The organism is Kitasatospora sp. NPDC051164 (genome assembly GCF_044455625.1).
In the GTDB taxonomy this organism is placed as follows: Bacteria; Actinomycetota; Actinomycetes; order Streptomycetales; family Streptomycetaceae; genus Kitasatospora.
On the sequence record NZ_JBITFB010000006.1, the window covers coordinates 135,765 to 160,572 of the forward strand.

24 protein-coding genes and 1 pseudogene are annotated in these 24,808 nt (G+C 74.0%); 14 read left to right on the plus strand and 11 right to left on the minus strand.

The window, feature by feature from the left end:
• Nucleotides 1-88: 88 nt before the first annotated feature.
• Together ACIBEC_RS11145 and ACIBEC_RS11150 are read left to right on the plus strand one after the other, a co-directional pair.
• Entirely contained in the window at nt 89-1,126 is a 1,038-nt protein-coding gene (locus ACIBEC_RS11145) for an ABC transporter ATP-binding protein (protein ID WP_360491195.1), read from the plus strand.
• Nucleotides 1,123-1,959 (plus strand): ABC transporter permease subunit, encoded by an 837-nt coding sequence (locus tag ACIBEC_RS11150; RefSeq protein WP_360491192.1) that lies wholly within the window; start codon nt 1,123-1,125, stop codon nt 1,957-1,959. Before ACIBEC_RS11145 ends, ACIBEC_RS11150 begins: the two co-directional genes overlap by 4 nt.
• A 121-nt stretch (nt 1,960-2,080) precedes the next feature.
• On the opposite strand, the gene ACIBEC_RS11155 is transcribed toward ACIBEC_RS11150, so the two are convergent.
• Complete coding sequence (locus ACIBEC_RS11155) at nt 2,081-3,007, minus strand: LysR family transcriptional regulator (RefSeq protein WP_360491189.1); 927 nt, start codon at nt 3,005-3,007, stop codon at nt 2,081-2,083.
• 174 nt (nt 3,008-3,181) lie between these two features.
• On the opposite strand from ACIBEC_RS11155, the gene ACIBEC_RS11160 reads away from it, so the two are divergent.
• Nucleotides 3,182-3,853 carry a type 1 glutamine amidotransferase domain-containing protein gene (locus ACIBEC_RS11160; RefSeq protein ID WP_360491186.1) on the plus strand — a complete coding sequence of 224 codons (672 nt, stop codon included), beginning with the start codon at nt 3,182-3,184 and terminating at the stop codon, nt 3,851-3,853.
• Nucleotides 3,854-3,970: 117 nt separating this feature from the next.
• On the opposite strand, the pseudogene ACIBEC_RS11165 reads toward ACIBEC_RS11160, so the two are convergent.
• Both ACIBEC_RS11165 and ACIBEC_RS11170 read right to left on the minus strand, forming a co-directional pair.
• Nucleotides 3,971-4,123 (minus strand): annotated as a pseudogene (locus ACIBEC_RS11165) (hexameric tyrosine-coordinated heme protein); the annotation flags it as partial.
• Nucleotides 4,124-4,407: 284 nt separating this feature from the next.
• Complete coding sequence (locus ACIBEC_RS11170; RefSeq protein ID WP_360491183.1) at nt 4,408-5,913, minus strand: carboxylesterase family protein; 1,506 nt, start codon at nt 5,911-5,913, stop codon at nt 4,408-4,410.
• Nucleotides 5,914-6,058: 145 nt separating this feature from the next.
• On the opposite strand from ACIBEC_RS11170, the gene ACIBEC_RS11175 reads away from it, so the two are divergent.
• The 6 genes from ACIBEC_RS11175 (at nt 6,059) to ACIBEC_RS11200 (ending at nt 11,973) form a co-directional block, all read left to right on the plus strand.
• A complete protein-coding gene (locus ACIBEC_RS11175; protein ID WP_360491180.1) occupies nt 6,059-6,655 on the plus strand; it encodes a TetR family transcriptional regulator C-terminal domain-containing protein in 597 nt (198 codons plus the stop codon).
• 202 nt (nt 6,656-6,857) lie between these two features.
• Entirely contained in the window at nt 6,858-7,904 is a 1,047-nt protein-coding gene (locus ACIBEC_RS11180) for a TIGR03617 family F420-dependent LLM class oxidoreductase (RefSeq protein ID WP_360491177.1), read from the plus strand.
• A 314-nt stretch (nt 7,905-8,218) separates the two neighbouring features.
• Nucleotides 8,219-8,671, plus strand: a complete 453-nt coding sequence (locus ACIBEC_RS11185) for a hypothetical protein (protein ID WP_360491174.1) — start codon at nt 8,219-8,221, stop codon at nt 8,669-8,671.
• Entirely contained in the window at nt 8,668-10,566 is a 1,899-nt protein-coding gene (locus tag ACIBEC_RS11190; RefSeq protein WP_360491171.1) for a GMC family oxidoreductase, read from the plus strand. Before ACIBEC_RS11185 ends, ACIBEC_RS11190 begins: the two co-directional genes overlap by 4 nt.
• Complete coding sequence (locus ACIBEC_RS11195; RefSeq protein WP_360491168.1) at nt 10,563-11,405, plus strand: hypothetical protein; 843 nt, start codon at nt 10,563-10,565, stop codon at nt 11,403-11,405. The genes ACIBEC_RS11190 and ACIBEC_RS11195 overlap by 4 nt, the downstream gene beginning before the upstream one ends.
• A 103-nt stretch (nt 11,406-11,508) precedes the next feature.
• Nucleotides 11,509-11,973, plus strand: a complete 465-nt coding sequence (locus tag ACIBEC_RS11200) for a hypothetical protein (protein ID WP_360491165.1) — start codon at nt 11,509-11,511, stop codon at nt 11,971-11,973.
• Here ACIBEC_RS11200 and ACIBEC_RS11205 read toward each other — a convergent pair.
• The 5 genes from ACIBEC_RS11205 to ACIBEC_RS11225 all read right to left on the minus strand — a co-directional run bounded on the left by ACIBEC_RS11205 (nt 11,939) and on the right by ACIBEC_RS11225 (nt 16,584).
• Nucleotides 11,939-12,955, minus strand: a complete 1,017-nt coding sequence (locus tag ACIBEC_RS11205) for a bile acid:sodium symporter family protein (protein ID WP_396287876.1) — start codon at nt 12,953-12,955, stop codon at nt 11,939-11,941. The genes ACIBEC_RS11200 and ACIBEC_RS11205 overlap by 35 nt on opposite strands.
• Nucleotides 12,956-13,089: 134 nt before the next feature.
• The gene (locus tag ACIBEC_RS11210; protein WP_360491159.1) at nt 13,090-13,407 is read right to left on the minus strand and encodes a hypothetical protein; all 318 of its coding nucleotides are present in this window, start codon (nt 13,405-13,407) and stop codon (nt 13,090-13,092) included.
• A complete protein-coding gene (locus ACIBEC_RS11215) occupies nt 13,404-14,273 on the minus strand; it encodes an isocitrate lyase/PEP mutase family protein (RefSeq protein WP_360491566.1) in 870 nt (289 codons plus the stop codon). The genes ACIBEC_RS11210 and ACIBEC_RS11215 overlap by 4 nt, the downstream gene beginning before the upstream one ends.
• Before the next feature lie 722 nt (nt 14,274-14,995).
• Entirely contained in the window at nt 14,996-15,862 is an 867-nt protein-coding gene (locus tag ACIBEC_RS11220) for a class I SAM-dependent methyltransferase (RefSeq protein ID WP_360491156.1), read from the minus strand.
• Nucleotides 15,863-16,050: 188 nt separating this feature from the next.
• Nucleotides 16,051-16,584 carry a PadR family transcriptional regulator gene (locus ACIBEC_RS11225; RefSeq protein ID WP_360491153.1) on the minus strand — a complete coding sequence of 178 codons (534 nt, stop codon included), beginning with the start codon at nt 16,582-16,584 and terminating at the stop codon, nt 16,051-16,053.
• Between the two features lie 224 nt (nt 16,585-16,808).
• On the opposite strand from ACIBEC_RS11225, the gene ACIBEC_RS11230 reads away from it, so the two are divergent.
• Both ACIBEC_RS11230 and ACIBEC_RS11235 read left to right on the plus strand, forming a co-directional pair.
• The gene (locus tag ACIBEC_RS11230) at nt 16,809-18,176 is read left to right on the plus strand and encodes an MATE family efflux transporter (RefSeq protein ID WP_360491150.1); all 1,368 of its coding nucleotides are present in this window, start codon (nt 16,809-16,811) and stop codon (nt 18,174-18,176) included.
• Nucleotides 18,177-18,274: 98 nt separating this feature from the next.
• A complete protein-coding gene (locus ACIBEC_RS11235) occupies nt 18,275-18,802 on the plus strand; it encodes a DinB family protein (protein WP_360491147.1) in 528 nt (175 codons plus the stop codon).
• Here the strand turns inward: ACIBEC_RS11235 and ACIBEC_RS11240 are convergent.
• Nucleotides 18,789-20,171 carry an MFS transporter gene (locus tag ACIBEC_RS11240; RefSeq protein ID WP_360491144.1) on the minus strand — a complete coding sequence of 461 codons (1,383 nt, stop codon included), beginning with the start codon at nt 20,169-20,171 and terminating at the stop codon, nt 18,789-18,791. The genes ACIBEC_RS11235 and ACIBEC_RS11240 overlap by 14 nt on opposite strands.
• Nucleotides 20,168-20,758, minus strand: coding sequence for a TetR/AcrR family transcriptional regulator (locus ACIBEC_RS11245; protein WP_360491141.1), 591 nt, complete (start codon nt 20,756-20,758; stop codon nt 20,168-20,170). Before ACIBEC_RS11245 ends, ACIBEC_RS11240 begins: the two co-directional genes overlap by 4 nt.
• 73 nt (nt 20,759-20,831) lie before the next feature.
• Here ACIBEC_RS11245 and ACIBEC_RS11250 point away from each other — a divergent pair, with 73 nt between their 5' ends.
• Nucleotides 20,832-20,990, plus strand: coding sequence for a hypothetical protein (locus tag ACIBEC_RS11250; RefSeq protein WP_360491138.1), 159 nt, complete (start codon nt 20,832-20,834; stop codon nt 20,988-20,990).
• A 100-nt stretch (nt 20,991-21,090) separates the two neighbouring features.
• Here the strand turns inward: ACIBEC_RS11250 and ACIBEC_RS11255 are convergent, their stop codons facing one another.
• Nucleotides 21,091-21,270, minus strand: a complete 180-nt coding sequence (locus ACIBEC_RS11255) for an antitoxin (RefSeq protein WP_360491135.1) — start codon at nt 21,268-21,270, stop codon at nt 21,091-21,093.
• A gap of 250 nt (nt 21,271-21,520) precedes the next feature.
• On the opposite strand from ACIBEC_RS11255, the gene ACIBEC_RS11260 reads away from it, so the two are divergent.
• Complete coding sequence (locus ACIBEC_RS11260) at nt 21,521-23,035, plus strand: M28 family metallopeptidase (protein WP_360491564.1); 1,515 nt, start codon at nt 21,521-21,523, stop codon at nt 23,033-23,035.
• 324 nt (nt 23,036-23,359) lie between these two features.
• Nucleotides 23,360-24,766: a dihydrolipoyl dehydrogenase gene (lpdA, locus tag ACIBEC_RS11265; RefSeq protein ID WP_360491132.1), complete on the plus strand. Its 1,407-nt coding sequence runs from the start codon at nt 23,360-23,362 to the stop codon at nt 24,764-24,766.
• The last annotated feature ends 42 nt before the right edge of the window (nt 24,767-24,808 follow it).

A 24,808-nucleotide genomic window follows, 5' to 3' on the forward strand; every position in this document is an offset into this window, starting at 1 on the left:
CCCGGCCGCGTCTCTCGACTACTCCGGCCGGGCGCGCTTTGATGTCGGACGCATCCGTCGCCAGAGCAGGAGCGAGCAGGAGGTGGTCATGCCGCAGAACGGGGACACCCACGGACCGGACGACGGCACCGGCCCGGTGATCGAACTGCGCTCGCTCACCAAGCGGTACGGCAGCACGGTCGGCATCGAGGGTCTGGACGTGTCGGTCACGGCCGGCGAGGTGTTCGGACTGCTCGGCCCCAACGGCGCCGGAAAGACCACCACCCTGCGCTGCCTGGTCGGACTGCTCGGCCCCACCGACGGGCAGGTGCGGGTGCTCGGCCTCGACCCGGTGGCCGACCACCGCCGGCTCGCCCCCTCGATCGGCTACCTGCCCGGCGAACTGCGGCTCTACCCCGAGCTCACCGGGCAGCAGACCCTCGACCTGCTCGCCGCCCTCCAGGGCGCCCCCGTACCGCGCCGGCGCGAGCTGTGCGAGCGGCTGAAGCTCTCCCGCGCCGACCTGGCGCGCCCGGTCGGGGAGTACTCGCGCGGCATGAAGCAGAAGCTCGGCCTCGTCCAGTCGTTCCAGCACCGGCCGCCCGTGGTGGTGCTGGACGAGCCGAGCGAGGGGCTGGACCCGCTGCTCCAGGAGACCTTCTACGAACTGCTCGCCGAGGAGGCCGCTGCCGGGCGGACCGTCCTGCTCTCCAGCCACGTGCTGCCCGAGGTGCAGCGCACCTGCGGCCGGGTCGCCATCGTGCGCCACGGCCGGCTGGTGACCGTTCGCTCGGTGGCCGAACTGCGCCAGGCCCGGGCCCGCCGGGTCCGGCTGGTCTTCGCCGACGAGCGGGGCGCCCGGCCACTGGGCGCCGCCGAGCGGTGGTCCCCGCGCTGGGACGGCCGGCGGGTCGAGCTGCTGGTGCCGCCGGACGAGGTGGTCCCGGCCGTGCGCACCCTGCTGGCCGAACTTCCGGTCGCCGACCTGACCGTGGAGGAGGCGGGCCTGGACGAGGCCTTCCTCGACCTCTACCGCTCGGACGAGGACCGCCGCTTGCCCGACGACCGCCGCCCGGAGGCCGAGGACGACCGCCGCCCGGAGGCCGAGGACCACGACCAGCGGCCGGAAGCCGAGGAGAAGCCGTGAACCCGGGCACCGTCAGCCGCCGCCTCCCCCTGGTCTGGCTCGCCCTGCACCGGCGGCGCCGGATGCTGCTCTCGCTGCTGCTCGGCATGGTCGTCTTCGAGACCCTGATCGTGGTGATCGCCGGGACCGTCCCGCCCGGCGATCTGTTCGGAGCCGCCCGCCGCAATCCGCCCGGCGCGTTCCGGGCCTTCAGCGGCTCCAACGGCGACATCTCCATCGCCAGCTACCCCGGCCTCCTCGGCGCCGGGCTCACCCACCCGTTCTGGATCGCCCTCCAGCTCACCGTGATCGGCTCGCTCGGCGCTGCCGCCGTCGCGGCCGACGTCGAGTCCGGCACCATCGAGCTGCTGATGACCCGCCCGGTCTCCCGGCGCCGGCTGCTCGCCGAACGGGCCGGCGCCCTGGTCGCCGCCTCGGTGCTGCTCAACGCTGCCGCCACACTGACCGTCGCGCTCGGGGTCGCGTTCTCCCCGAAGCTGCGCGACGCCGTCCCGGAGAGTGCGGTGTTCACCGCCGGACTGCTCGGCTGCGCCCTCGCGTTCTGCCTGACCGGCCCGGTGCTGGCGGTGTCCGCGCTCAGCCGGCGGCGGGCGTACGTGATCGGCGCGGCCGTCGTCTTCGGCGCGGTCGGTTTCGCGCTCAACTTCGTCGCGCTGGCCTGGTCCCCGGCCAGGCCGCTGCGCTACCTCAGCCCGTTCCACTACTACGCCCCGGGCGACGTGCTCGGCCACGGCGGTGTGCCGTGGGCGGCGCTGGGGGTGCTCACGGGCGTCGGCCTGCTCGGTCTGCTGGCGGCGTTCCGCTTGCTGGAACGGCGAGATCTCGCGATCTAGTACCGATCCGGCACCGGTCCGGCACCCGGCTCGACCCGGACGACCGCGCGGCGCAACGAGGATCCGCGCGGCCTTCGACCGGACCCGCGCCTCGCCGACCCGCGCGACGCTCCGTAGGGCCTCAGCCCCAGGCGCGGGCCACGGCCAGCAGGTGATCGCGGACCAGGGCGACGTGCGGGTTGGCCGAGCCGGCCGGGCGCCGGACCAGGTAGGCCGTGTTGATCGGCGGATCGGCCGGCTCGTGCAGCAACCGCAGCGCCCCGGAGGCGAGTTCGGCCCGGCACAGGTAGCCGGGCAGCACGCTCCAGCCCGCGCCCGCCGTCACCGCCGCGAGCACCGCCCGCAGGTCCGGCACGGTGAGCGCCGCCCGGGCGTGCAGCCGCCGGTCGAAGACGTGGCGCCAGTAGCGGCGGGCGATCGGCAGGTCCTCGGCGTAGCTGAGCAGCGGCACCTCGGCCAGGGCTTCGGGTAGCTCCCGGCCGGCCGGCTCCCGGGTGGCCAGCCGCTCGGCCCACACGGGGGCGGCGACCAGGACGAACTCCTCGTCGGCCAGCGGCTCGGCGAGCAGCGTCCGGCCGCGCGGGCGCCGGGTGGCGACCACCAGGTCGTGCCGCCCGGCCCGCAGTTCCTCCAGCAGCGGGTCGGTCAGCCCACTGGTGACCCGCAGCTGGACGCCCTCGGCGACCAGTGGCGCCAGCTTCGCCAGCAGGACGGTGCCGAGGAACTCCGCCGGCCCGGCCAGGTGGACCGGCTCCGGCACGCCGCCGCCGCGCCCGTCGGCGAGGCCCGCCAGCTGGTCCAGCGGCACCGCGAGGCGGGCCGCGAGGTCGTCGGCGTACGGCAGCGGGCTGACCCCGCGTGCCCGGCGCTCGAAGAGCTCCCGGCCGAGCCGCTGCTCGAGCGCGCGGATCTGCGCGGTCACCGTGGACTGGGAGAGGCCCAGCAGGTGCGCGGCCGCCGTGAAGGAGCCCGCGCGGTGCACGGCGAGGAAGGTCCGCAGTTGGTTGAGGTCCAGCGGGCCGGAACCCGGCAGCAGCCGATCGCTCATGCCGCGAGCCTACGGGATTCCGATGGCTGGGCCGCCCGTGCGAGACATCGGGATTCCGATGCCTCGCATCGCGTGGCCCATTGGTTCCTGTGGGCTCGCCGGGTCTAGCGTCGACGGTGTGAGCGCCGCGACGGGATCGTCGCGGCAGGGACCGCACCACTGGAGGCACCCACCATGGCCGACATCCTGTTCGTCCTGACCGGCTCGGACGTCTGGACGCTGAAGGACGGCACCAAGCACCCGACCGGCTTCTGGGCGGAGGAGGCCGTCGTCCCGTACCAGGCTCTCACCGGCGCCGGCCACCGGGTCACCGTCGCCACCCCGGGCGGCGTCGTCCCGGTCGCCGACCGGGCCAGCCTGACCGACCCGGCGATCGCCGAGGCGCTGGAGGCGATCGACGAGTTCCGTCGGCCGCTGGTGCTCGCCGAGGTCGACCCGGCCGACTACGACGCCGTGTTCTACCCCGGCGGCCACGGCCCGATGGAGGACCTGGCGGTCGACGCCGACTCCGGCCGGCTGCTCACCAAGGCGCTGACCTCCGGCCGTCCGCTCGGCGTGGTCTGCCACGGCCCGGCCGCCCTGCTTGCCGCCCGCACCGAGGACGGCGGCTCGCCGTTCGCCGGGTACCGGCTGACCGGCTTCACCAACGACGAGGAGACCCAGGCCGGCCTGGCGGACCGGGCGCCCTGGCTGCTCCAGGACCGGCTGGTCGCACTCGGCGCGGACTTCGAGGAGGGCGCGCCCTGGGCGCCGCACTCGGTGGTCGACCGCAACCTGGTGACCGGTCAGAACCCGGCCTCCTCGGCCCTGGTGGCCGCCGAGCTGCTCAAGCTGCTGCAGGCGTAGCGGCGGCGTCCGCCCCGGCGCGGGCCTGCTTCCGCCCCGGCGGCTGCGGGTCCGGCCGCCGGGGACGGCCAGGTCAGTGCCAGTAGTCGTTGGCGCAGCGATGGTGGCGAACTCGATGGTGGCGAACTCGATGGCGACCACGTGGGCCACGGCGACGAGCGAGTCGGGGTCCTCGGCGTATTCGGGGCGCAGTCGCTTGCGGACCTCGTCGTCGGGCTGGGTCGACCTGTGGACGACCAGGGTCCATTCGGTGGCGTCCTCCCAGCGCAGGGCGTCAGCCGGTGCCGGTGCCGGGTGGAGGGGGCCTCTCTGCGCTCCCTGGGGCTTGCTCGCGGGCTCGGACGGCGACGCGCCTCTCGTCGTACAGGTGCACGGACGGTCCGCACGGGCGGTTCCACCGGCCCGGTGCCGTTCGGCAGGCGACGTCGGTCCTCGCCGCTGTCACGGTCAACGCCGTCAACGCCGTCAACGCCGTCAACGCCGTCAACGCCGTCCACGCCGCTGTCACCGCCCTCGCCGAGCGGATCGGGCCCAGCGCGGACGGCGCCCCTGCGTCAGTGGAGGTCGTAGGCGGTGAGGGGGTGCCCGGCCCAGATCTCGCGGGCGGCCTGCTCGGGGTAGCGGACGGTCTCCGAGCGGGCGTCGAGGACCCGGGTGAGCTGCGCGTCCGGATCGAAGGCGGGCCACCCCGGGTCGCCGGTGGTGGCGAACCGGATCCAGGCCCGCTGCAGCTCCTGTGAGACCCGCACGACCTCCGGGGAGGGCGGGTCGCCGAGGAACTGCCGACCCGTCGGGCTGCCCAGGGTGCCGAAGGCGAGCGGGACGTCCAGCCCGTGGCAGGCGCCGAGCGCGCCGCCCATCGCGGGGGCGGAGAGGGCCAGTTCGAAGAGGTACGAGGTGCCGCCGGCCGTGGCGTTGGCCTCGGCGAGCTGGAGGGACGGCATCCGGAACAGGGCATCGGAGCTGACCGCCTCGAGCAGGTCCGAAGCGGTGGCTCCCGGGTACGCGGCGCGGTAGTCGTCCGGGCCGGACGGTGCCGGGGCGAACAGCTCCAGGGCGAGGCGGGCCTCCTCGTCAGTGAAGGTGCCGTGCCGGCCGCTGAGGACGCTGAACAGGCGGAACTCGTCGCGGGTGTGACCGATGAGCAGGTCGATGCCCTCGGCCCGGCCGGTGGCCAGGACGGACCAGGGCGCGCCGGGCAGGACCTCGCCGTCGACGACCGGGGCGGTGGCGATGCCGCTCTGCGCGAGCCGCCCCCAGCGCGCGAGGTGCTGGGGGAGCGCCGCGCCGAGGTCGGTGACCGTCGCGGCCAGGCGCCAGGGGTCGACCTCGGCCAGGGCGGCGGCCGTGGGAGCGGTGCCGAGCAGCTTCGCGAGTTCGGCGGTGACTTCGGCGGCCAGGGCCGGCGTGCAGAGGGTGCCCGGGACGGTGTGGGCGACGGCCCGCCGGAACAGGCCGCGCGCCTCGCCCATGGTCAGCAGCGCGGCGATCGAACCGGCGCCCGCGGACTGGCCGGCGACGGTCACCCGGTCCGGGTCGCCGCCGAACCGGGCGATGTTGCGTCGCACCCACTCCAGGGCCGCGATCTGGTCGAGGAAGCCACGGTTGGCCGGGGCGCCCTCCAGCAGCGCGAAACCCTCCGCGCCCACCCGGTAGTTGACGCCCACCACGACCAGGCCGGCCAGGTCGAGCCCGGCCCGGGCGAGCTCGACCGGGTCGTAGAGCGGGTCGCCGGAGGTCCCCGACATGTACCCGCCGCCGTGGATCCAGACCAGCACCGGCAGCCCCGCCCGGCCCGGATCCGGGGTGCAGACGTTGAGGGTGAGCCAGTCGGTGCCCTCGGACGACTCCGCCTGCAGCGGACCGGACTGCGGGACGACGGGGCCGAACTCGAAGGCCTCGCGGACGCCGTCCCAGCGCTTGGGCGGGGTGGGAGCGGCGAAGCGGAGCGGCCCGACCGGCGGCTCGGCGTAGGGGATGCCACGGAAGACCGCGAACCCCCGGTCCAGGAAGCCGCGGACGGTTCCCTCGGTGGTGCGGGCGACGGGCTGCGTGAGCATGTGAGCTCCTCCCTCGGGTGCCTCCAGCGTTATAGGTCAGATGTATTATGTCAAGCGTATGGGAACGTCTCGCGGGAATGCCGGACCAGGAAGCCGCCGGGAACGGGAACGCGAGCGGGAACGGGATTCGGAGGTGTGGCAGGGCATGCCCAGACAGGTGGACCACCAGGAGCGCCGGGAGACCATCGCCCGGGCGCTGTGGCGGGTGGTGGAGCGGCGCGGCGCCACCCACCTGACGATGCGCGAGGTCGCCCAGGAAGCGGGCATGTCGCTGGGGCAGCTCCAGCACTACTTCACCTCCCGCTCGGCGATGCTCGCCTTCGCCATGGACTTCGCCGGCGAGCAGAGCGCACTGCGTGTCGGCCGAGCACTGGCGGAGCTCGGCGACCGGCCGCACCCGCGCGCGGTGCTGCGGGCGATGCTGGTCGAGATGCTTCCGCTGCACGCCGACGCGCGGGCGACCAGCCGGATGGGCGCCGCCTACGTCCTGGAGGCGCTGCACGACGAGGAGGTGCACGCGCGGGCGCGGGGCGGGCTGCTGCAGGGGCGGGCCATGGTGGAGCAGGTGGTCCGGCAGGCGGTCGCGGACGGGCGGATCGCGGCCGACCGCGACCCGGTGGTGGAGACCGACCTACTGCTCGCGCTGACCGGGTTCGCCACCCTGCTGGAGCTGAACGTGGTCGAGCCGGCCGCCGTGCTCACCGCCGTGGACCGGCACCTGGACCGGCTGTTCGCGGCGTAGCGCGGGGGCGGGGCCGTCGAAGGGAGCCAGGCGAGGTCGGGCCGGGCCGGTACCGGGTCGCATCGGTTCGGGGTCGCTCGGTGCGGGTCGATTGTGGGCCGGGCCGGGCCGGGCCGGGTCGAGGGTGGGCCGGGCCGGGCCGGTGCCGAGGGCGTGGCAGGCTACCCGGGTAGCACCGCAGCCCCCGACCAGGAGCACCGCCATGGACCGACCCGCCGCCTTCCGCCTCGACGCCACCGCCTCCGGCCACCCGGCGGGCATCCTGGACGCCGCCGAACGCGCCGAACGCCGGGGCATGGACCGGCTGGTGGTCGCCGAGACCGCGTACGACCCGTTCCTCCAGCTTGCCCGCGCCGCCGACCGGACCACGTCGATCGAACTGGCCACCGGCATCGCGGTGGCCTTCGCCCGCACCCCGATGACGTTGGCCTACCAGGCCTGGGGGCTGCACGCGGCCTCCGGCGGACGGGCCGTCATCGGGCTGGGCTCGCAGGTCAAGCCGCACATCGAGAAGCGCTTCGGGATGCCCTGGGACCGTCCGGCCGCCCGGATGCGCGAGTACGTGCACGCCGTGCGAGCGATCTGGGACAGCTGGCAGACCGGTGAACGGCTGCGCTTCCGGGGCGAGTTCTACACCCACACGGTGATGACCCCGGTGTTCTCGCCCGACCCCGTCCCGGCCGGGGTGCCGAGGATCCTGCTCGCGGGCGTCGGGCCGCTGATGACCCGCACCGCCGGGGCGGTGGCCGACGGGTTCCTGAGCCACCCGTTCTCCTCCACCGCCTACCTGGCCGAGCAGGTGCTGCCCGGGCTGGCCGAGGAGCGGGCGCGGGCCGAGGCGGAGGGGGCCGCGTGGACGGCGCGGCCGTTCGAGATCGTCGGCAACGTGCTCACCGCCGCCGGGCGCACCGAGGAGGAACTGGCGGCCAACCGGGCCGCGACGCGTGAGCGGCTCGCCTTCTACGCCTCCACCCCGGCCTACCGTCCGGTGCTGGCGCAGCACGGCTGGGAGGGGCTGCAGGAGGAGCTGCACACCCACTCGGTGCGCGGACGCTGGGCGGAGATGGCCGCGCTGATCGACGACCGGGTGCTCGACACCTTCGCTGTGTCCGGGTCGGTCGAGGAGGTCGCCCGGGAGATCCGCCGCCGGTACGCGGGCCTGGTCACCAGAGTGTCCGTCAGCCTGCCCGAGGACGCCGACCCGGAGCTGGGCCTGGACGTGCTGGACGCGGTGCGCGCCCTGGACTGACCGCCCTGGACTGACTGCCGAGGACTGATCGCTGAGGACTGACCGCCGATGACGATCACCGACCTTCGATGATCGAAAGCTGGCGTCATATGGGCGAACTGGGTGGGTGACTGGTCGGCAGGTGATCAAGTCCGGGCAGATTCGGGCAACGGGTTTCCGGTGGTGAGTGCCGGCGGCAGGATCGCGGTGGCAGTTCCGGCCGTGCAGCGAGGCATGGGCGCTCCGGACCTGTCATGTCTTGGCCATCCGACTGGCCATCCGTTTCCCGGCCACCGGTTCCGTGGCCGCCCGCTGTCGATCGTGGGGGTGCCCGCGTGTCCGTGTCCGACGATCGTCCGGCCGACTTCGACCTGGCGCAGCACTGGGACCCCGTCGAGGCTGATGAGGCCGACGAGGCCGACGAGCTGGCCGACCCGGAGGAATTCCTGCGCGTCTGCGCCGAGCTGACGGGCTTCGACGTACCCGAGCTGCGCGCCACCGGCATGGCCGAGGAGCACCACCGCACCGTGCTGGCCCACCGGGTCCGCGACGAGCACGCCCTCGTCCACCTCTGGTACGTCGGTGCCTGGCCCGGCGAGGCACCCAGCTCCGCCCGTGCCCACGACCAGGGCCTGGTCTGGCGGACCTTCCGGGCCACACCGCCCGGTGCTGCTGCGCCCGGGCACGGCAGCTGGGCCGAGGCACCCCGGAGTGGGGCGCCCCGGGCCGAGGCGCTCCTGGTCGAGGCACCCCGACGAGGCGAGGCCCGACGAGGCGAGGCCCGATGACCGCGCGCTGGGACGCCGTCGTCGTCGGCGCGGGCTTCGCCGGAACCCTGGTCGCCCACCACCTCGGCGCGCAGGGCTGGCGGGTGCTCGTCCTGGAGGCCGGCCGGGCCGCGCCCACCGGCGCCGAGGTCTCCGCCGCCCACCGCGCGGCCGGCGGCGGACCGCCCACCTCGCCCTACCCGCACAACCCCGAGGCGCCGTCCCCCGATGTCACCGACCTCACCGGTCTGCCCGACGGCGGCTTCACCGCCACCGGCCACCTGCGCCAGTACGGGCCGCTGCCGTACGCCAGCGGCTACCTGCGCGCCAACGGCGGCACCGGCCTGCTGTGGACCGGGCTCACCCCGCGCATGCACCCCGAGGACTTCCGCACCGGCGACCTCGGCCACGGCCGCAACTGGCCGATCGGCTACCACGACCTGGAGCCCCACTACCGCGCCGCCGAGCACGAACTCGGCGTCGCCGCCGACGCCGAGGCGCAGCGCAACGCCGTCGGACTGCCCATCCCGGACGACTACGCCTTCCCGATGCGCGCCATCCCCGCCGGCTTCCTCGACCGGCAGCTGGCCGACGTGCTCGACGGCCGGACCGTCCGCGACCCCGCGATGCCCGGTCCCGCCCGGCTCGCCGTCACCGCCACCCCGCACGCCCGCAACGGGGTGCCGACCGACGTGGTACCGGCCAGCGGGGTACCGACCCGCCCGGGCTCCGGCGACGGACCGCTCTGCGCGGGCAGCGCCGGCTGCGTCCCGGCCTGCCCGACCGGGGCCAAGTACACCCCGCTGCGCACCCAGGCCCGCTGGGCGGCCGGAGTGGAGCTGCGCACCGAGGCGGTGGTCAGCCGGGTGCTCGCCGATCCGGAGAGCGGGCGGGCCGGGGGAGTCGAGTACCTGTCCGGCGGCACGGCCCACCGGGTGGAGGCGGACCTGGTGGTCCTCGCCGCCCACGCGATCGAGAACGCCCGGCTGCTGCTCCTCTCCGGCCTGGCCAACCGCAGCGACCAGGTCGGCCGGAACCTCGTGGACCACCCGGCCCTGCTCACCTGGGGCCTGATGCCCCGCCCGGTCGGCCCCTACCGGGGCCCCGGTTCGACCAGTGGCCTGGAGGCCTTCCGCTTCGGCCCGGGCCGTGACCGCCGGGCACCGTTCCGGATCGAGATCGGCAACTGGGGCTGGTCCTGGGCCGGCGGTGCGCCCGAGGCCGAGGCGGCCGCGCTGATCGCCGCCGGCCCACACGGCAGGGGACTGCGCGGCAAGGAGCTGCGCGAGCGCCTCGGCGACAGGCTCGGCCGCCAGTTCTCGCTCCAGTTCGAGCTGGAACAGCCCGCCGACCCGGCCAACCGGGTCACCCTCGACGCGGCGCGGCGCGACCCGCTCGGCCTCCCCGCACCGGCCGTCCGCTACGACCTCTCCGATTACGTCCGCGAGGGCATGGCCTCCGCCCGGGCCGTCTCCGACCAGCTCTTCGCCCTGCTCGGCGCCGAGGACCACACCACCTACCCGGCGGGCGCCTGGCCGGGCCGGCTGGAACACCGGGGAGCCGTCCACGGCTACCGGGGCGCGGGCCACGCCGGCGGCACCCACATCATGGGCGACTCGCCCGCCACCTCCGTCGTCGACCACTGGCAGCGCTGCTGGGACCACCCCAACCTGTACGCCGTCGGCTGCGGCTCGATGCCCTCGCTCGGCACCTCCAACCCCTCGCTCACCATGGCCGCGCTCGCGCTGCGCAGCGCCGAGCGGATGCACCGGGACCTGCTGGAGCTGCACCGCCCGGCGGTGGTGGCACCCCCGCGAGCGGTCACGCCCCCGCCGGCCGTCACGTCCCCGGCTGTGGTCACGTCCCCGGCCACCGCCCGTACCCCCGAACCTCCTTCGCCCTCGGAGCCCTCATGACCGGCCTGCCGCTGCCGCCCGTACCGGAGCCCTACCACCTGCCCTTCCACTACGGCGCGCTGCACAACATCGGCGTCGACTACCTGGTCGATCGCGAACGGGCGCGCGAACTGCTCGGCAAGCGCCACCCCGGGCTGAACGCCGCCGCCTTCGACGGTGGGGCGTGCGTGTCGCTCAACTACCAGCTCTACTTCGCCCAGTACCCGAACGGCGGCGGTATCACCCAGGAGCTGGAGATCAACCTGGTCGCCCACCCGGTGTTCGCCGAAGACCGGATCCCGGCCGTCAACTACGGCCAGTACGCCCGGGGTTACGACCAGACCAAGCTGCTCGGCATCGCCCGCCTGCACGTGCTCTGCGACAACCCGCTGGCCATCGACGCCGGACGCCGGCTCTACGCCGAGCCCAAGCACCCGGGCTGGTTCGAGACCACGCTGCCCTCCCTCAACGCGCCCGCCGTGCGCGAACGCTGGTCCGTCTCCTGCCGCCGCGCCACCCTCGGGCCCGACGGCCTGGACCGCCACGACGAGGAACTCCTCGCCCTGGACGTCAACCTGGTCGGTCTCACCGCCGAACCGGTCAACAACACCCCGATCACCGGCTACGGCACCGACGACGAGGGCAAGCTGCTCGCCGGTCCGCTCAACGTCTACCAGCCCTACCGCTACTACGCGCTGGACGACCGCACCGCCGACCGCGTCCGGCTCGACCTCGGCAACCCCGCCGAGGAGTCCGCCCGCGACCTCTCCCAGCTGATCGCCGACGCCCCGGCCGCCGGGGTCTGGACCTACCAGTCCCCGCCGGTCGCCGCCCACAACCGCGCCTACTACGTCCGATGACGACCGACCACGTCACCATGGCCATGGTCATGGTGACGTGGTCGGCCCGGCGTCTCGGCCGGGAGCCTGAGGGACGGTCGGCCTGTTAGGGTCGCGCCTCAACATGGACGACACCCATCAGCAGGACGACGTCGAGGCGCTGCGCCGGCTGCACGACGGCGGGGACTACCGCCGACTGGCCGAACGGACCTCGAACCCGGACGTGCTGCGCCAAGTGGCCCGGGGCGAGTACCCGTTCGTCTGGCACGCGATCGCCCGGAACGCCGCCGCGCCAGCCGACCTGCTGGCCGCGCTGGCCCTCCGACGGCACAGCACCTGGAACGACAACCGCCTGCTGCTGTTGCTCGCCGTCCACCCCGCCCTCACCGGCGCGGCCCTGGATGGGCTGGTCGACCTGGTGGCCGAACGGCTGAGGGAGGGCGACCGCCCGTACGCGGCGGTGCTGGAGCTGACCCGACGGCCGGAGCTGCCGGCCGAGCGGCTGCGCCGACTGGGACTCCTGCCCGGGGCCTCGACCCGGCTGCGCCGGGGGATCACCCGGGCGCTGGCGGCGCGCCCGGACCGGTGAGCGCGGCCGGCGCCTGCCCGTTGAGCGGAGTTGTGGCGGCAGTGGTGGCAGTGGCAGTGGCAGTGGCTACGGCGGGGGCCCGGGACCAGTGCCCGGCGAGGACCGTGCCGACGACCAACTGGAGCTGGTGGTAAAGCATCAGCGGCAGCACCAGTACCCCCGCCTCCGGCCCGAACAGGACGGTGGCCATCGGCAGCCCGTTGGCCAGGCTCTTCTGCGAACCGCACAGCACCGCCGCGATACGGGCCGGCCGGTCGAGCCCCAGCAGTCGCGCCCCGAGCCCGGTGGCGGCCAGGGCGGCGGCGAGCATGGCGAGGAGCACCGCGAGGAGCCCGAACAGGGCGGCGGGAGTGGCCAGGCTCCAGATGCCCCGGGCCACCGCCGCGCTGAACGCCGTGTAGACCACGAGCAGGATCGAACCGCGATCCACCGGGGTCAGCCCCCGTTTGTGGCGGGCCAGGAAGCCGCCGATCCACGGCCGCAGCACCTGCCCCAGCAGGAACGGTGCGAGCAGTTGCAGCCCGATCCGCAGCAGCCCGTCAGCGGACAGCTCGGCGTGTGAACCCAGCAGGCAGGCCGCCAGCAGCGGGGTGAGGACCAGCCCCGCGAGGCCGGAGTAGGTGCCCGCGCAGATCGCCGCCGGGACATTGCCCCCGGCGCTGCCGGTGAGCGCCACCGAGGACTGCACCGTCGAGGGCACCAGGCAGAGGAACAGCACCCCGGTCTGCAACTGCCCGGTCAGCGGCACCGGCGTGAGCAGCGCGGTGGCCAGCCCGAGCAGGGGAAAGAGGCCGAAGGTGGCGGCCAGCACCAGCCCGTGCAGCCGTAGGTGCCGCAGCCCGGCCAGTGTCTCGCGGGTGGAGAGACGGGCGCCGTAGAGGAAGAACAGCAGCACCACCGCGAGGTCGCAGGCTGCCTCGGCGACCCGCGCCGACCCGCCCGAGGCGGGGAACAGCGCAGCCAGGCCGACCGTCCCGGCCAACGCCGCCAGGTACGGATCGAGCCACCGAGGCCGCAGCCGACGTGGCACCGGCCGACGCGCCCGAAGCCCGTTCCTCCGTCCCCCGGGCGGCCGTTCCTGCCGTCCTTGCCGCTTCGAGTCGGCCGGACGGTCGCTCACGGGCCGCCGCCTCCCGCCACTGGGCGGAGCGCGGGCCCGGCCGACGAACCCGGCCCCAGGACACCGCCCACCAGCGAGCCCGCGCCGTCGTGGTCGCTGCCCGCCGAGCCGCTGCCGTTCTGGACATTGGCCGTCCGGTCGATCTCGAGCCAGGAGTCCGCGTGGGAGTTGTCCACGACCGTGATCAGACTGCCGACGGCCGCGGGTGCGACCCCGCCCGCGAGCACGGCGCACGCCCCGGCCAGCCCCAGCGCGCCGGCCCGCAGGACGGCAGCCGCCGAGGGCGGGGCGGGCCCGCGAGGCCCGGCCCTCACGCCGTCACCGCCGTCAGCCCCCGGGAGCGGGAGATGTTCCGCTCCAACAGCTCGGTGGACTCCCGCACGCCGATCTGCCGGCTCTCCTCGGCTGCGGCGGGCAGTCGCCCATCGGCGACCTTCAGCCCGGCCAGCGCCTCCTCCATCGCCCGGTGCGCGGCGAACAGACAGGGCGTGCTGTAGATGGCCACGTCCACCCCCAGCTCCGTCAGCTCCGAGAGCGAGAGCCGGGGGGACTTGCCGCCGCCGATCTGATTGAACAGCAGCGGCTTGTCGCCGACCACCGCGCGGATCCGGTGGATCCACGCCGCGCTGCGCACGCCGTCGACGAGCACCACGTCGGCGTCCGTGGCGGCGAGCGCCCGGGCACGGCGCAGGATGTCGTCCTCCTCGGTGGCGTCGGTGCGGGCGACCACCACGAGGTCCGTCCGGTTGGCGAGGACGAGCTCCAGCTTCGCCAGGTACTCCTCCAGCGGGAGGACCTGCTTGCCGTCCGCGTGACCGCAGCGGCGCGGCCGCTTCTGGTCCTCCAGGATCACGCCCGAGGCGCCGATGCGTTCAAGCCGGCGCACGACATGGCAGGCCACCTCGGGATCGACGTACCCGTCGTCGATGTCCACCAGCAGGTGGTGCAGGGGGAACGCGCCGCGCAGCCGCTCGACGAAGGCGACCATGTCCGGCCAGGCGATGAAACCGATATCGGGCAGCCCGTAGTAGGAGGCCGCGAAGCCGAAGCCGGAGACGAACATGCCGTTGTAGTGCTCGGCCGCGATGGAGGCCGAGTACATGTCGTAGACGCCGATCAGGGGCGTGGTGCCGGGGCCAGCGATCTCCTCGCGGAGCCGCTGCCCGGGGGCGTCCGCCATCGTGATTCCGTGGAACAAGGCCTTCTCCTCGCCTGGGATGACTTTGCCTGCACTTGGTGCTACCTAGACCAAACTGAGGTGTCATCACTATGCGCTCTTTAATGTTCCGTGGGCAAATCTTTAAAGGAGATTCCCTCGTTGGAGTGAAGGCCTTTTGAAAATACGTCAGGCGTAACAGAAGCTCATCGGCCCAACCCTCCGCCCACCCATCCGTCCACCCATCCATCCGTCGCCACGGGACCCGTTCGAGCGGCAGCAAGGCGCCCGCACGCTGCAGGCCGGATTGGACGTGCGCTCCTCGGCCGCTACGGGCGCGCGGCCGGGCCGGCGCCGACCGGTGTCGGCGTCGGGCTGATGGGCCCCGGCGATGGGTGCGGCGGTGTTCGCGGTGCTGCCGCCGGAGCGGGCGGGCCTGGCCGTCGGGGTCGTGGCGACGTTCCGTCAGCTGGGGCAGGCCCTGGGGGTCGCGGCGTTCGGCGCGCTGTTCCGGCAGGGCGGTGCCGCGCCGTTCGAAGGCCTGAATCTCCTCCTGGTCGCCGCCGCGGCGGCCGGGATCCTCGGCTCGGTCCTCGCCTACGTGTTCGTGCCGGCGTTGGCGGCACCGGTGTGGCAGCCGACGGCGACGCGGGCGCCGACCCCGGCCCGCCCCCACTGGGCGGCGGACGTGGCGGACGTGGCGGACGGGACAGCAGGAGTGAAACGGATGGCCGGCCCGTCGGGGCTCAGGCGCGCGGCGGCGGCACGGCACGCCGCTCGCGCAGCGTCCGGAGCATCCGGCGGGTCGCCTTGGTGGCGACGGGGGGCAGCAGCTCCAGTGCCAGTCGGCGCGAGGCGGAGCGCTGGACGGGGGCCTTGACCCGGTAGTTGAGGCGCGGCACGCGTGCCCCGGCGATGGTGTCCTCGTCCACCGTGTAGCCCTCGGCCCGCCAGTCCCGCTCCAGGAGGACCTGCCGGGCGGCCGCGGCGTCGCCCCAGGTGCCGTAGAACTTCATCGGGGTGAGCAGCACCGGCTGCAGTCCGCCGGTGAAGACCGCCTCCCAGACCGCGGCCGAGACGCCCGGGGTGTGCTCGGAGCGGTAGTCGTCCAGGGCGATCAGGCCGTCCTGGGTGAGCGCGGCCCGCGCCACGGTGATGTCCCCGGCGACGTGTTCGTACAGGTGGGAGGCGTCGACGTGGACGAACCGGCAGCTGCCCGCCGGGATCCGGCCGTCGGCCAGCGCCGAGGTGGGCGCCTGCACGATCTCGGGCAGCTCGTGGTGGAAGGCCAGGTAGTTGGACTCGAAGGCGCTGCGGGTCAGTGTCTTGCGGTAGGACATGGCCATCTCGGCGGCGTTGTCGTCGTCGCCCGCCTCGGAGTCGAACAGGTCGCAGACCGTCAGCCGTTCGCCCGGCCGCAGGTGGTCGCCGAGCAGGACGGCGCTGCGGCCCAGGTAGCTGCCGAGTTCCAGGATGTCGCCGGTGACGCCCGCGGCGCTCTGGGCGGACAGCAGATGGCTGAAAGCAGCCCGATCGAGACTGAAGAACCAGCCGGGGATGTCGTCGCGCTGCAGCGGCACGGGACGGGCGGTTGCGGTCTCGGCAGTGGGCACGGCGGCCTCCAGGGGGACGGCGGGGCGCGGTGGCGGGTCACGCCGCGGAGGGACGCCGAGGACGTGAGGCGGATCATCATAGCCACGCCGGGGCCCGGCGGAACCAGGTACGGAAGAACCTGATTCCGGTTGGTCGCTCGGTCGTTCGAGCGGGTGGGGCTGTGGGGGCTGCCGGGGGCTGCGGGGCGCTACCGGGGCACTTCCAGCTCCGCGATGGTCTCCTCCAGCCAGGTCCGTTCGGCCGCCGAGGAGGCCCGGGCGACGAGCAGCATCCCGCGCCGGAAGGGGTTGGGCTCGCGCTCGGCGGTGACCGGTCGGCCGTCGCCGTCGTAGAAGAAGCTGCTCGGCGCGGTCAGGAAGGCCAGTCGGCGGCGGAGGACGGCGGCCTGCCGGGGTGGGTCGGCGAGGTGGTGCAGGAAGGTGGTGAGCGTGAAGAAGCGGATCTGGTCGGTGATCTCGACCTGCTCCGGGTCGGCCAGCCGCCGGAGCAGTTCGGCCCGGCCGTCCTCGGTCGGCTCCAGGGTCTGACGCGGCGCGGCACCGGTGCCCGGTTCGGTGCGGCGGGACAGCAGGCCGGCCTTCTCCAGTCGTGCGATGGCGGGGTAGAGCGCGCCGTCGCTGACCGGGCGGATGTGGCCGGTCAGGCCGGTGATCCGGGACTTGAGCTCGTAGCCGTGCAGCGGCTCGTCGTACAGGAAGCCGAGGATCGCGAGGGTCAGCACGGTCGAAGCCCTTCCGTCGAAGTGCGCCCGGTGGAGCGGTCATGCTACCTCTTGCCGATATACCTCGATCCGATGTATCTCTATTCGAGGTTGCTGCCCAGGCCTCCGGTCCACGCCTCCGGTCCACACCCGAGGCCTCCGCACCAAGCCCGAGGTCCCGGACCATTCCGAGGCCCCGGCCCAGGTCCGGGCGCGGCTTCGGGCGGCGGAACAGGGGAGGAATCATGCGCGGGCATCTGTCCCGACTCACGGCGCTCGCCGTACCCGTCTACGCGGAACTGCTGTCCGGGGTGATCGCCTCGGTGATCGGCACCCTCTGGGTGGCCGGCCTCGGCGGGGCCGCGGTCGCCGCCGTCACACTCGCCGGAACCGTCGAGAACCTGCTGCTCGGGCTCGTCCTGGTGGTCGGCTCCGGTACCAGCGTCCGGCTCTCCCGCGCCCTCGGCGCGGGCGATCACGCCGAGGCCGCCCGGACCACCCGGGCCGCCTGGCGGCTCTGTACCGCCGGAAGCGTCGCGCTCGCCGTCCCCGGCTTCCTGCTGCGCGAGCGGCTGGCGGGGGCCTTCCTGGACGGCGAAGCCGCCGCCCGCGCCGCCGAGTACCTCGCCGTGGCCCTCCCGGCCTTCCCGCTGTTCTTCGGCCAGCGCGTCGCTGACGAACTGTTCAAGGGAGCGGGCGACACCCGCACCCCGATGCGGATCGCCCTGCTCTCCAACGCGCTGCTGCTCGCCCTCGACCCCCTGCTGATCCTCGGCGCCGGCCCGCTGCCCGCCCTCGGTGTACCGGGCGCGGCGCTGGCCCTGACGGCCTCGCGGGCGATCGCCTTCGCTGTCACGCTGCGCCTGCGGGTACGCCTGCCGGGACGGCCGGCGCCGTCGCCGTCGGCGCGGACCGCCGGTCTCGCCGGGGGAGTGCGCGCGGCGGCGGTGCGGATCGTGCGCGCGGGAGCGCCGTTCAGTCTGGACTTCACGGCCCGGATGGCCGTCGGCGCGGCCCAACTCGGGCTGGTGGCGGGCTTCGGCGTCGCGGCGGTGGCCGGGTACGGTGTCGGCTACCGCGTGCTGCTCGTCGTCACCATGGCCTTCTACGCGCTGCGCCAGGCCGCCGCGATCGAGGCCGCCCGTCTCACCGGCGCGGGGGAGACCGGCGCGCTGCGCACCCTGCGCCGCGACACCGGACGCCTCGCCGCGCTGCTCGGTGCCGTGGCGGCGCTGCTGTCCGCGACGCTCGCCGCCCCGCTGACCGCGCTCTTCACCGACGACCGGGCGGTGGCGGCGCAGTCCGTCGGCTTCCTGCGGATGGCAGCGCTCTACCTCCTTCCGTACGCCCTGGTGGTGGCCCTCGGCGGCGTCCACCAGGCAGCGGGCGCCGGCCGCCCGCTGGTGCTCTCCGTGCTGCTCGGCCTCGGCGCCCAACTCGCCACCTCGGCGGTGCTGTCGGGGCCGATGGGGGTGTCGGGCGTGTGGCTCGGCCCGGCAGTGGGCGCGGCGCTGCAGCTCGCGCTGCTGTCGGCCCTCGTGGGGCGTCGGGCGGCGTCGGCGCCGGCCCCGATGGCGGCCGACGAGCCGCAGGTGCGTCAGCCGGTCGAGTGAAGGGCTGCGGCGTGGACGCTCGCCAACTCGCCGCTGTGGCCGGCGCGGAGGGCCCGTGCCGGGTGTGGTCCCCCGTCGGCTGTGCCAGAGTGGCGGGCATGGGTTCCACTCCGGACGGGCGGCCGATTCCGCCCGCGCACGCTGACGAACGCGCCATGCTGGAAAGCTGGTTGGACTTCCAGCGGGCCACGCTCCGCCGGAAGGTCGCCGGGCTCGACGACCGCCAGGTGCGGCGGGCGGCCGTGCCCCCGTCGACGATGACCCTGCTGGGCCTGGTGCAGCACCTCGCCGAGGTCGAACGCACGTGGTACCAGCGGGTGTTCGCGGGCCGGGAGGTGCCGCCGGTGTACGGCGCGGACAATCCGGACGGGTACGGGCTGGACCAGGCGCGGGGGTTGGCCGAGGCGCTCGCGGACTGGCAGGCGGAGGTCGAGTACGGGCGCGAGCTGACCGCGGGAGCGTCCCTGGACGCGGCAGGCCCGCTTGTCGCGCAGGCGGCGGCGGTGACCGGTTCGGAGACCGTCTCGCTGCGCTGGATCCTGTTCCACCTGATCGAGGAGTACGCCCGCCACAACGGCCACGCCGACCTGCTCCGCGAGTGCATCGACGGGGTCACGGGCGTGTGACGAACTCCCGTTCCCGGTCGGTCGATTGGCCGGGAAGTCGGGCGGCGAGCAGCGTTCCCGCCGCCGCCACGGCGGCCATGGCCAGCGCGGCGGGCGCCAGCGCCGTGCCGGGCTCGGTGCGGCCGGCGGCGGTGGTGGCGAGCGCGATGCCCAGAGCCGGGCCGATGTTCAGCGCGGTCTGCTGCAGGCCGCCCGCGACGCCCGCCTCGGCGGTGGGTGCGCCCCGGACCACCATCGCGGTGGCCGTGGCCATCACCGCGCCGAAGCCCGCACCCAGCAGCAGGAAGCAGACGGCGATGGCGACGGTCCCCGAACCGGGGCCGAGCCGGGCGGTCAGCAGCGCGCCCGATGTGACCAAAGACATCCCCACCAGCACCACAGGCCGCTCACCGTGACGCTTCGCCAGCCGGGCCGAGGCCGCAGCCGCGAGGATCATCGCCACCGCGAGTGGCGCCGCCCGCAGGGCGCTCTGCAGCGGGTCGAGCCCCAGGACGTCCTGCAGGTAGTACGTCGCCGGGAAGAGCGCGCCCTGGAGCGCCGCCGAGGCCGCGAGCAGGACGCCGAGCGGCGGCGCGACCGACGGTGAGCGGAGCAGAGCGGGCGGCAGCAGCGGACGGGCGGTGCGCCGCTCGTGCCGGGCCAGCGCCACGGCGAGGGCGGCGGCCGCCGCGAGCCCGAGCGCCGTGGTCGCCGACCACCCGGAGTCGGGCAGGGCGACCAGGGTCTGCACGAGGCAGGCCAGAGCCAGTGCGAGCAGCGCCGCGCCCGGCAGGTCGAGCCCGCCATCCCGTACGGCCGCCACGGGGCGTTCCGTGGACGGCACCGCGAGGACCGACAACAGCGCGGCCCCGGCGGGCAGCAGGCCGAGCAGGAAGACCGACCGCCAGCCGAAGTGCGCGGTGAGCGCCCCGCCGACCAGCGGTCCGGCCGCCGCCGCGAGCCCGATCGCCGCCGTGCGCACCGCGATCGCGCCGGCCAACCGCTCGGCGGGCCAGGCGGCGCGCAGCATGCCGAGGGTGGCCGGCTGCAGCAGCGCGCCCGCCACGCCCTGGACCACCCGCAGGGCGATGACCCAGCCGATGCCGGGCGCCAGGGCGATCCCGGCCGAGCACGCGGCGAAGCCCGTCACGCCGAGGGTGAAGACCAGCCGGTGCCCGTAGCGGTCGCCGACACGCCCCGCGAAGACCAGCAGCGCGGCGACGGTGACGAGGTAGCCGGTGCCGGTCCACTGGACGGCGGCGACGGAGGCGTGCAGGTCGTGCTGGAGGACGGGCCGGGCGACGGTCAGCACGGTGCCGTCGAGGGCGACCAGCGCGGCACCGGTGATGCTCGCGGCGAGGGTGAGCCGACGGCGCGGCCGCGCCGTCACCGGTCGGCCGGGCCGAGGTGGGCGTCCAGGGCGGCGCGCAGCAGCGGCTCGATGTCCTCGCTGCCGGTGATGAGCCGCAGGCTGCCCCAGGCGCGCAGTTGGGCGAGGCCGTGCAGGTTGGACCACAGGGCGGCGGTGGCGGCGGCCGGATCGTCGCAGTCCGGGTGCACCTCGGCGACCAGGCCGACGAAGGTGAGGAACAGCGGCACGGTGGTGCGGCGCAGCTCCGCGCCGCTGCCCTCCAGCAGGTCGTGACGGAACATCAGCTCGAACATGCCGGGGCCGGCGGCCGCGAAGCCGAGGTAGGCGCGGGCGAGCGCGTCGAGGCGGCTGCGGGCATCGGCCCCGGTGGCGGCGGCGAGGGCGTCGGCGCCGGCCAAGGTGTCGGTGAGCCTGCCGAAGCCCTTTTGCGCGATGGCGGCGAGCAACTCGCGGTGGGTGGGGAAGTAGCGGCGGGGCGCTCCGTGCGAGACCCCGGCGTGGCGGGCGATCTCGCGCAGGCCGAGCGCCTGGACGCCCCCGGTGGCCACCAGTTCGACGCCTGCGGCCACCAGTCGGGCCCGGAGGTCCCTTTCCTGATCAGTCATGGACACTGTCTACCAGTCGGTCGTAGACAGTGTCTACTCGCCTTCGTGGGGGTGCCCGGGCAGAATCGGCGGCATGGACGAAGGCGGCGAATCGGCCTGCTGGCTGGACCGGATGTGCCCGGAGTGCGGACGGCTGCGCGAGCGGCCCGGGCCGGAACCGTGCGAGAGCTGCGCCGCCGCCGAGGACGAGACACCGCGCGAGGCCGTGCGGCCCGAACCCCGCGACCGCTGACCCTGCGAACGGCGAACCCCGGGCCGGCCGACGAGCGGCCGGCCCGGGGTGGTGGACACGGAGGGGGCTGGGGCCCGGTCCGCGTGTCGGCTCCGGCCGGCTACTGGGGCGGCGGCTGGTCGCGGAACTGGTTCTTCGCCTGCTCCTGGGCGGCGTCCACCTGGCCGCTGTACTTGCCCTGGGTGCGTTCGTCGACGGTGTCACCCGCGTGGTCGACGGCCTTGTCGGCTTGCTCCTCGTGGCCTTTCAGCAGGCTCTTGAGCTTATCCATCATGGACATGTGGTCACACTCCTGGATGAGACGGCCCCACTCCTCCAATATCACCGTGCATCCCCTTCCGCGCATCCCGCGGGGTGCGCGGCGGGCTTGGCAACGCGATTCCGGTCCTGTCAAATCGTGAGTTCACGGCCCGTCGGAAGGAGTCGCCTTGAAGCTGCGCACCCGTCGCTCGACCACCCCGCTCGACCGCTCCACCCGGTACGACCGCACCAACCGGCTCGACAGCGCCACCCCGTTATCGCGCCCGCGGATCGCCGCCACCCGCCGCGGTGCGGGTGCCGCGCTGACCCTCGCCGCCCTGGTCGGCCCGCTGCTGCTGGCCGGTGCCGGGAGCGCCGCCGCCGACCCGGACCCGGCGCGCAAGGGCGCCAGGCTGGCCGCCCGGCTGGTCGAGGCGAGCGATGCGGAGAGCGCCCGCGGCACCCTGGCCGCGCTACAGCGGATCGCCGACCGCAACGGCGGTACCAGGGTGGCCGGTTCGAAGGGCCACGAGCAGTCCGCGCAGTACGTCTACGAGCAGGCGCGGCGCGCGGGGCTCAAGGTGTCCAAGCAGGAGTTCGAGTACACCTTCTTCGAGGCCGGTACGCAGCGCCTCGACGTGGTGTCCCCGAAGGCCGAGTCCGTGCCCGTGGTCGCCATGACGTACTCGGTGAGCGGCCCGGAGGCGGGCCTGACCGCCGAGTTGGCGGTCTCCCCGGTCAGCGCCACCACCGGCTGCGCACCCACCGACTACCCGGCGGGCGGGTTCACCGGCAAGGTCGCCCTGATCCGGCGCGGCGGGTGCAGCTTCGCCCAGAAGCAGGCCGCCGCGGCGGCAGCGGGCGCGGTCGGGGCGCTCATCTACAACAACGCCGAGGGCGACCTCAGCGGGACCCTCGGGGACCCGACGGCCGGGAAGGTCCCGACCGGCGGGATCACCCAGGCCGCCGGCGAGGCCCTGGCCGCCGAGGCAGCCGCCGGGCCCGTCCGGGTGACCTTCGACATCCGCACCGTCATGGAGCCGCGCAAGACCTGGAACGTCATCGCCGAGACCCGCGGCGGCGACCCGAACAACACCGTGATGGTCGGAGCGCACCTCGACTCCGTCCCGGCCGGGCCCGGCATCAACGACAACGGCTCCGGCTCGGCCGGCATCCTCGAGGTCGCGCGCAACCTCACCGTCCACCCGGTGAAGAACAAGGTCAGATTCGCCTGGTGGTCCGCCGAGGAGTTCGGCCTCAAGGGCTCCGAGGCGTACGTGAAGTCACTCTCCGAGGCGGACCAGAAGAAGATCCGGCTCTACCTCAACTTCGACATGATCGCATCCCCCAACTACGCGCAGTTCGTCTACAACGGCTCCGGCAGCGCCGGTGGCGGCGCCGGCCCCGACGGCTCGGCGCAGATCGAACGGGACATCACCGGCTACCTGGACGGCCTCGGCCTGCCGCACGACCGGAGCGCCTTCGACGGCCGCTCCGACTACGGTCCGTTCATCGACGCGGGCATCCCGGCCGGCGGCACCGACACCGGCGCCGAGAAGATCAAGTCCCCGGAGCAGGCGGAGCGTTACGGCGGCACGGCGGGCACCGCCTTCGACTCCTGCTACCACAAGGCCTGCGACAACCTGGGCAACATCGACATGGACGCCTTCGACGTCAACATCGACGTGATCGCCCACGCCGTCGGCACCTACGCCTGGGACCTCTCCTCGCTACAACGGCCCGTACCGGCCGCGAAGGCGGCCGCCGCCGGCGCGAGCGGCCACACCCACGGCGTGACGGCCTGACGCCCGGGTGGGCCCGCTGCCGTCCTCGGGCGGCGGGCCCACTCGCCCGCCGTACGCACCGTGCCTGCCGCGCATGTGGTGCATGCCGTCGTGCATGCTGCGAATGCCGCGCCCGAATTCGCCATCGGCCCTCTCCCCTCCGTCATCACCCCTGGTGGACGTCGGTGCGGTCACCGTAGCGGAGACCACTGACAATCCGGCCCCGCGGCCTGTACGGTGCCGCGCGGAGCGCATCCACCGAGACCCGGTGGGTGCGCCGCGCAAGGTCCTGCCACCATGGGACCGAGATCACGACACCGTGACACCCTCGGAGGAGTCAGCAACATGAGCACGCACTACGACGTCGTCGTCCTCGGCGCGGGCCCCGGCGGCTACACCGCCGCCGTCCGCTCGGCCCAGCTGGGCCTCAAGGTCGCGGTCATCGAGGCCAAGTACTGGGGCGGCGTCTGCCTCAACGTCGGCTGCATCCCCTCCAAGGCCCTGCTGCGCAACGCCGAGCTGGCCCACATCTTCACCAAGGAGGCCAAGACCTTCGGCATCAAGGTCGAGGGCACGGTGACCTTCGACTTCGGCGAGGCCTTCCGCCGCAGCCGATCGGTGGCCGACGGCCGGGTCAAGGGCGTCCACTACCTGATGAAGAAGAACGGCATCACCGAGTACGACGGCTGGGGCACCTTCGTCGACGACCACACCCTGCAGGTCGCGCTCAGCGGTGGCGGCTTCGAGGTCGTCACCTTCGACCACTGCGTCATCGCCGCCGGCGCCACCACCCGCCTGCTGCCCGGCACCAGCCTCAGCGACCGTGTGGTCACCTACGAGGAGCAGATCCTCACCGAGCAGCTGCCGGAGAGCATCATCATCGCGGGTGCCGGCGCGATCGGCGTCGAATTCGCCTACGTGCTGCACAACTACGGCGTGAAGGTCACCATCGTCGAGTTCCTCGACCGCGTGGTGCCGCTGGAGGACGTCGAGGTCTCCAGCGAACTTGCCAAGCAGTACCGCAAGCTGGGCATCGAGGTGCTGACCTCCACCCGGGTCGAGTCGATCGACGACAGCGACCCGAACGCCAAGGTCCGCGTCACCGTCACCAAGGACGGCGCGCAGAAGGTGCTGGAGGCCGACAAGGTGCTCCAGGCGATCGGCTTCGCGCCGCGCGTCAACGGCTACGGCCTGGAGAACACCGGGGTCAAGCTGACCGACCGCAACGCCATCGCGGTGGACGGCCGCGGCCGCACCAGCGTCGACCACATCTACGCGATCGGCGACGTCACCGCCAAGCTGATGCTCGCGCACGCCGCCGAGACCATGGCCGTCATCGCCGCCGAGACCATCGCCGGGGCGGAGACCATGGAGGTCGACTTCGCCATGATCCCGCGCGCCACCTACTGCCAGCCGCAGATCGCCTCCTTCGGCTACACCGAGGCGCAGGCCCGCGAGCTGGGCTACGACGTCAAGGTCGCCAAGTTCCCGTTCACCGCCAACGGCAAGGCCCACGGCCTCGGCCACCCGATCGGCTTCGTCAAGGTCATCAGCGACAACAAGCACGGCGAGCTGCTCGGCGCCCACCTGATCGGCCCCGAGGTCACCGAGCTGCTGCCCGAGCTGACGCTGGCCCAGCAGTGGGACCTGACCGTCCACGAGGTCGCCCGCAACGTGCACGCCCACCCGACCCTGGGCGAGGCGGTCAAGGAAGCCATCCACGGCCTCGCCGGTCACATGATCAACATGTGACCGACCGCTCCTGACACTCGCCGCGCCCCGTCGAGCGACTGC

Excerpts from the sequence above, each read along its gene's own strand:
- ACIBEC_RS11230 (WP_360491150.1), top strand. The coding sequence starts at position 16,809 with ATGCGCGGGCATCTGTCCCGACTCACGGCGCTCGCCGTACCCGTCTAC.
- ACIBEC_RS11235 (WP_360491147.1), top strand. The coding sequence starts at position 18,275 with ATGGGTTCCACTCCGGACGGGCGGCCGATTCCGCCCGCGCACGCTGAC.
- ACIBEC_RS11160 (WP_360491186.1), top strand. The coding sequence starts at position 3,182 with ATGGCCGACATCCTGTTCGTCCTGACCGGCTCGGACGTCTGGACGCTG.
- lpdA (WP_360491132.1), top strand. The coding sequence starts at position 23,360 with ATGAGCACGCACTACGACGTCGTCGTCCTCGGCGCGGGCCCCGGCGGC.
- ACIBEC_RS11190 (WP_360491171.1), top strand. The coding sequence starts at position 8,668 with ATGACCGCGCGCTGGGACGCCGTCGTCGTCGGCGCGGGCTTCGCCGGA.
- ACIBEC_RS11250 (WP_360491138.1), top strand. The coding sequence starts at position 20,832 with ATGGACGAAGGCGGCGAATCGGCCTGCTGGCTGGACCGGATGTGCCCG.
- ACIBEC_RS11215 (WP_360491566.1), bottom strand. The coding sequence starts at position 14,273 with ATGGCGGACGCCCCCGGGCAGCGGCTCCGCGAGGAGATCGCTGGCCCC.
- ACIBEC_RS11180 (WP_360491177.1), top strand. The coding sequence starts at position 6,858 with ATGGACCGACCCGCCGCCTTCCGCCTCGACGCCACCGCCTCCGGCCAC.
- ACIBEC_RS11145 (WP_360491195.1), top strand. The coding sequence starts at position 89 with ATGCCGCAGAACGGGGACACCCACGGACCGGACGACGGCACCGGCCCG.
- ACIBEC_RS11170 (WP_360491183.1), bottom strand. The coding sequence starts at position 5,913 with ATGCTCACGCAGCCCGTCGCCCGCACCACCGAGGGAACCGTCCGCGGC.
- ACIBEC_RS11245 (WP_360491141.1), bottom strand. The coding sequence starts at position 20,758 with ATGACTGATCAGGAAAGGGACCTCCGGGCCCGACTGGTGGCCGCAGGC.
- ACIBEC_RS11195 (WP_360491168.1), top strand. The coding sequence starts at position 10,563 with ATGACCGGCCTGCCGCTGCCGCCCGTACCGGAGCCCTACCACCTGCCC.
- ACIBEC_RS11175 (WP_360491180.1), top strand. The coding sequence starts at position 6,059 with ATGCCCAGACAGGTGGACCACCAGGAGCGCCGGGAGACCATCGCCCGG.
- ACIBEC_RS11155 (WP_360491189.1), bottom strand. The coding sequence starts at position 3,007 with ATGAGCGATCGGCTGCTGCCGGGTTCCGGCCCGCTGGACCTCAACCAA.
- ACIBEC_RS11200 (WP_360491165.1), top strand. The coding sequence starts at position 11,509 with ATGGACGACACCCATCAGCAGGACGACGTCGAGGCGCTGCGCCGGCTG.
- ACIBEC_RS11255 (WP_360491135.1), bottom strand. The coding sequence starts at position 21,270 with ATGTCCATGATGGATAAGCTCAAGAGCCTGCTGAAAGGCCACGAGGAG.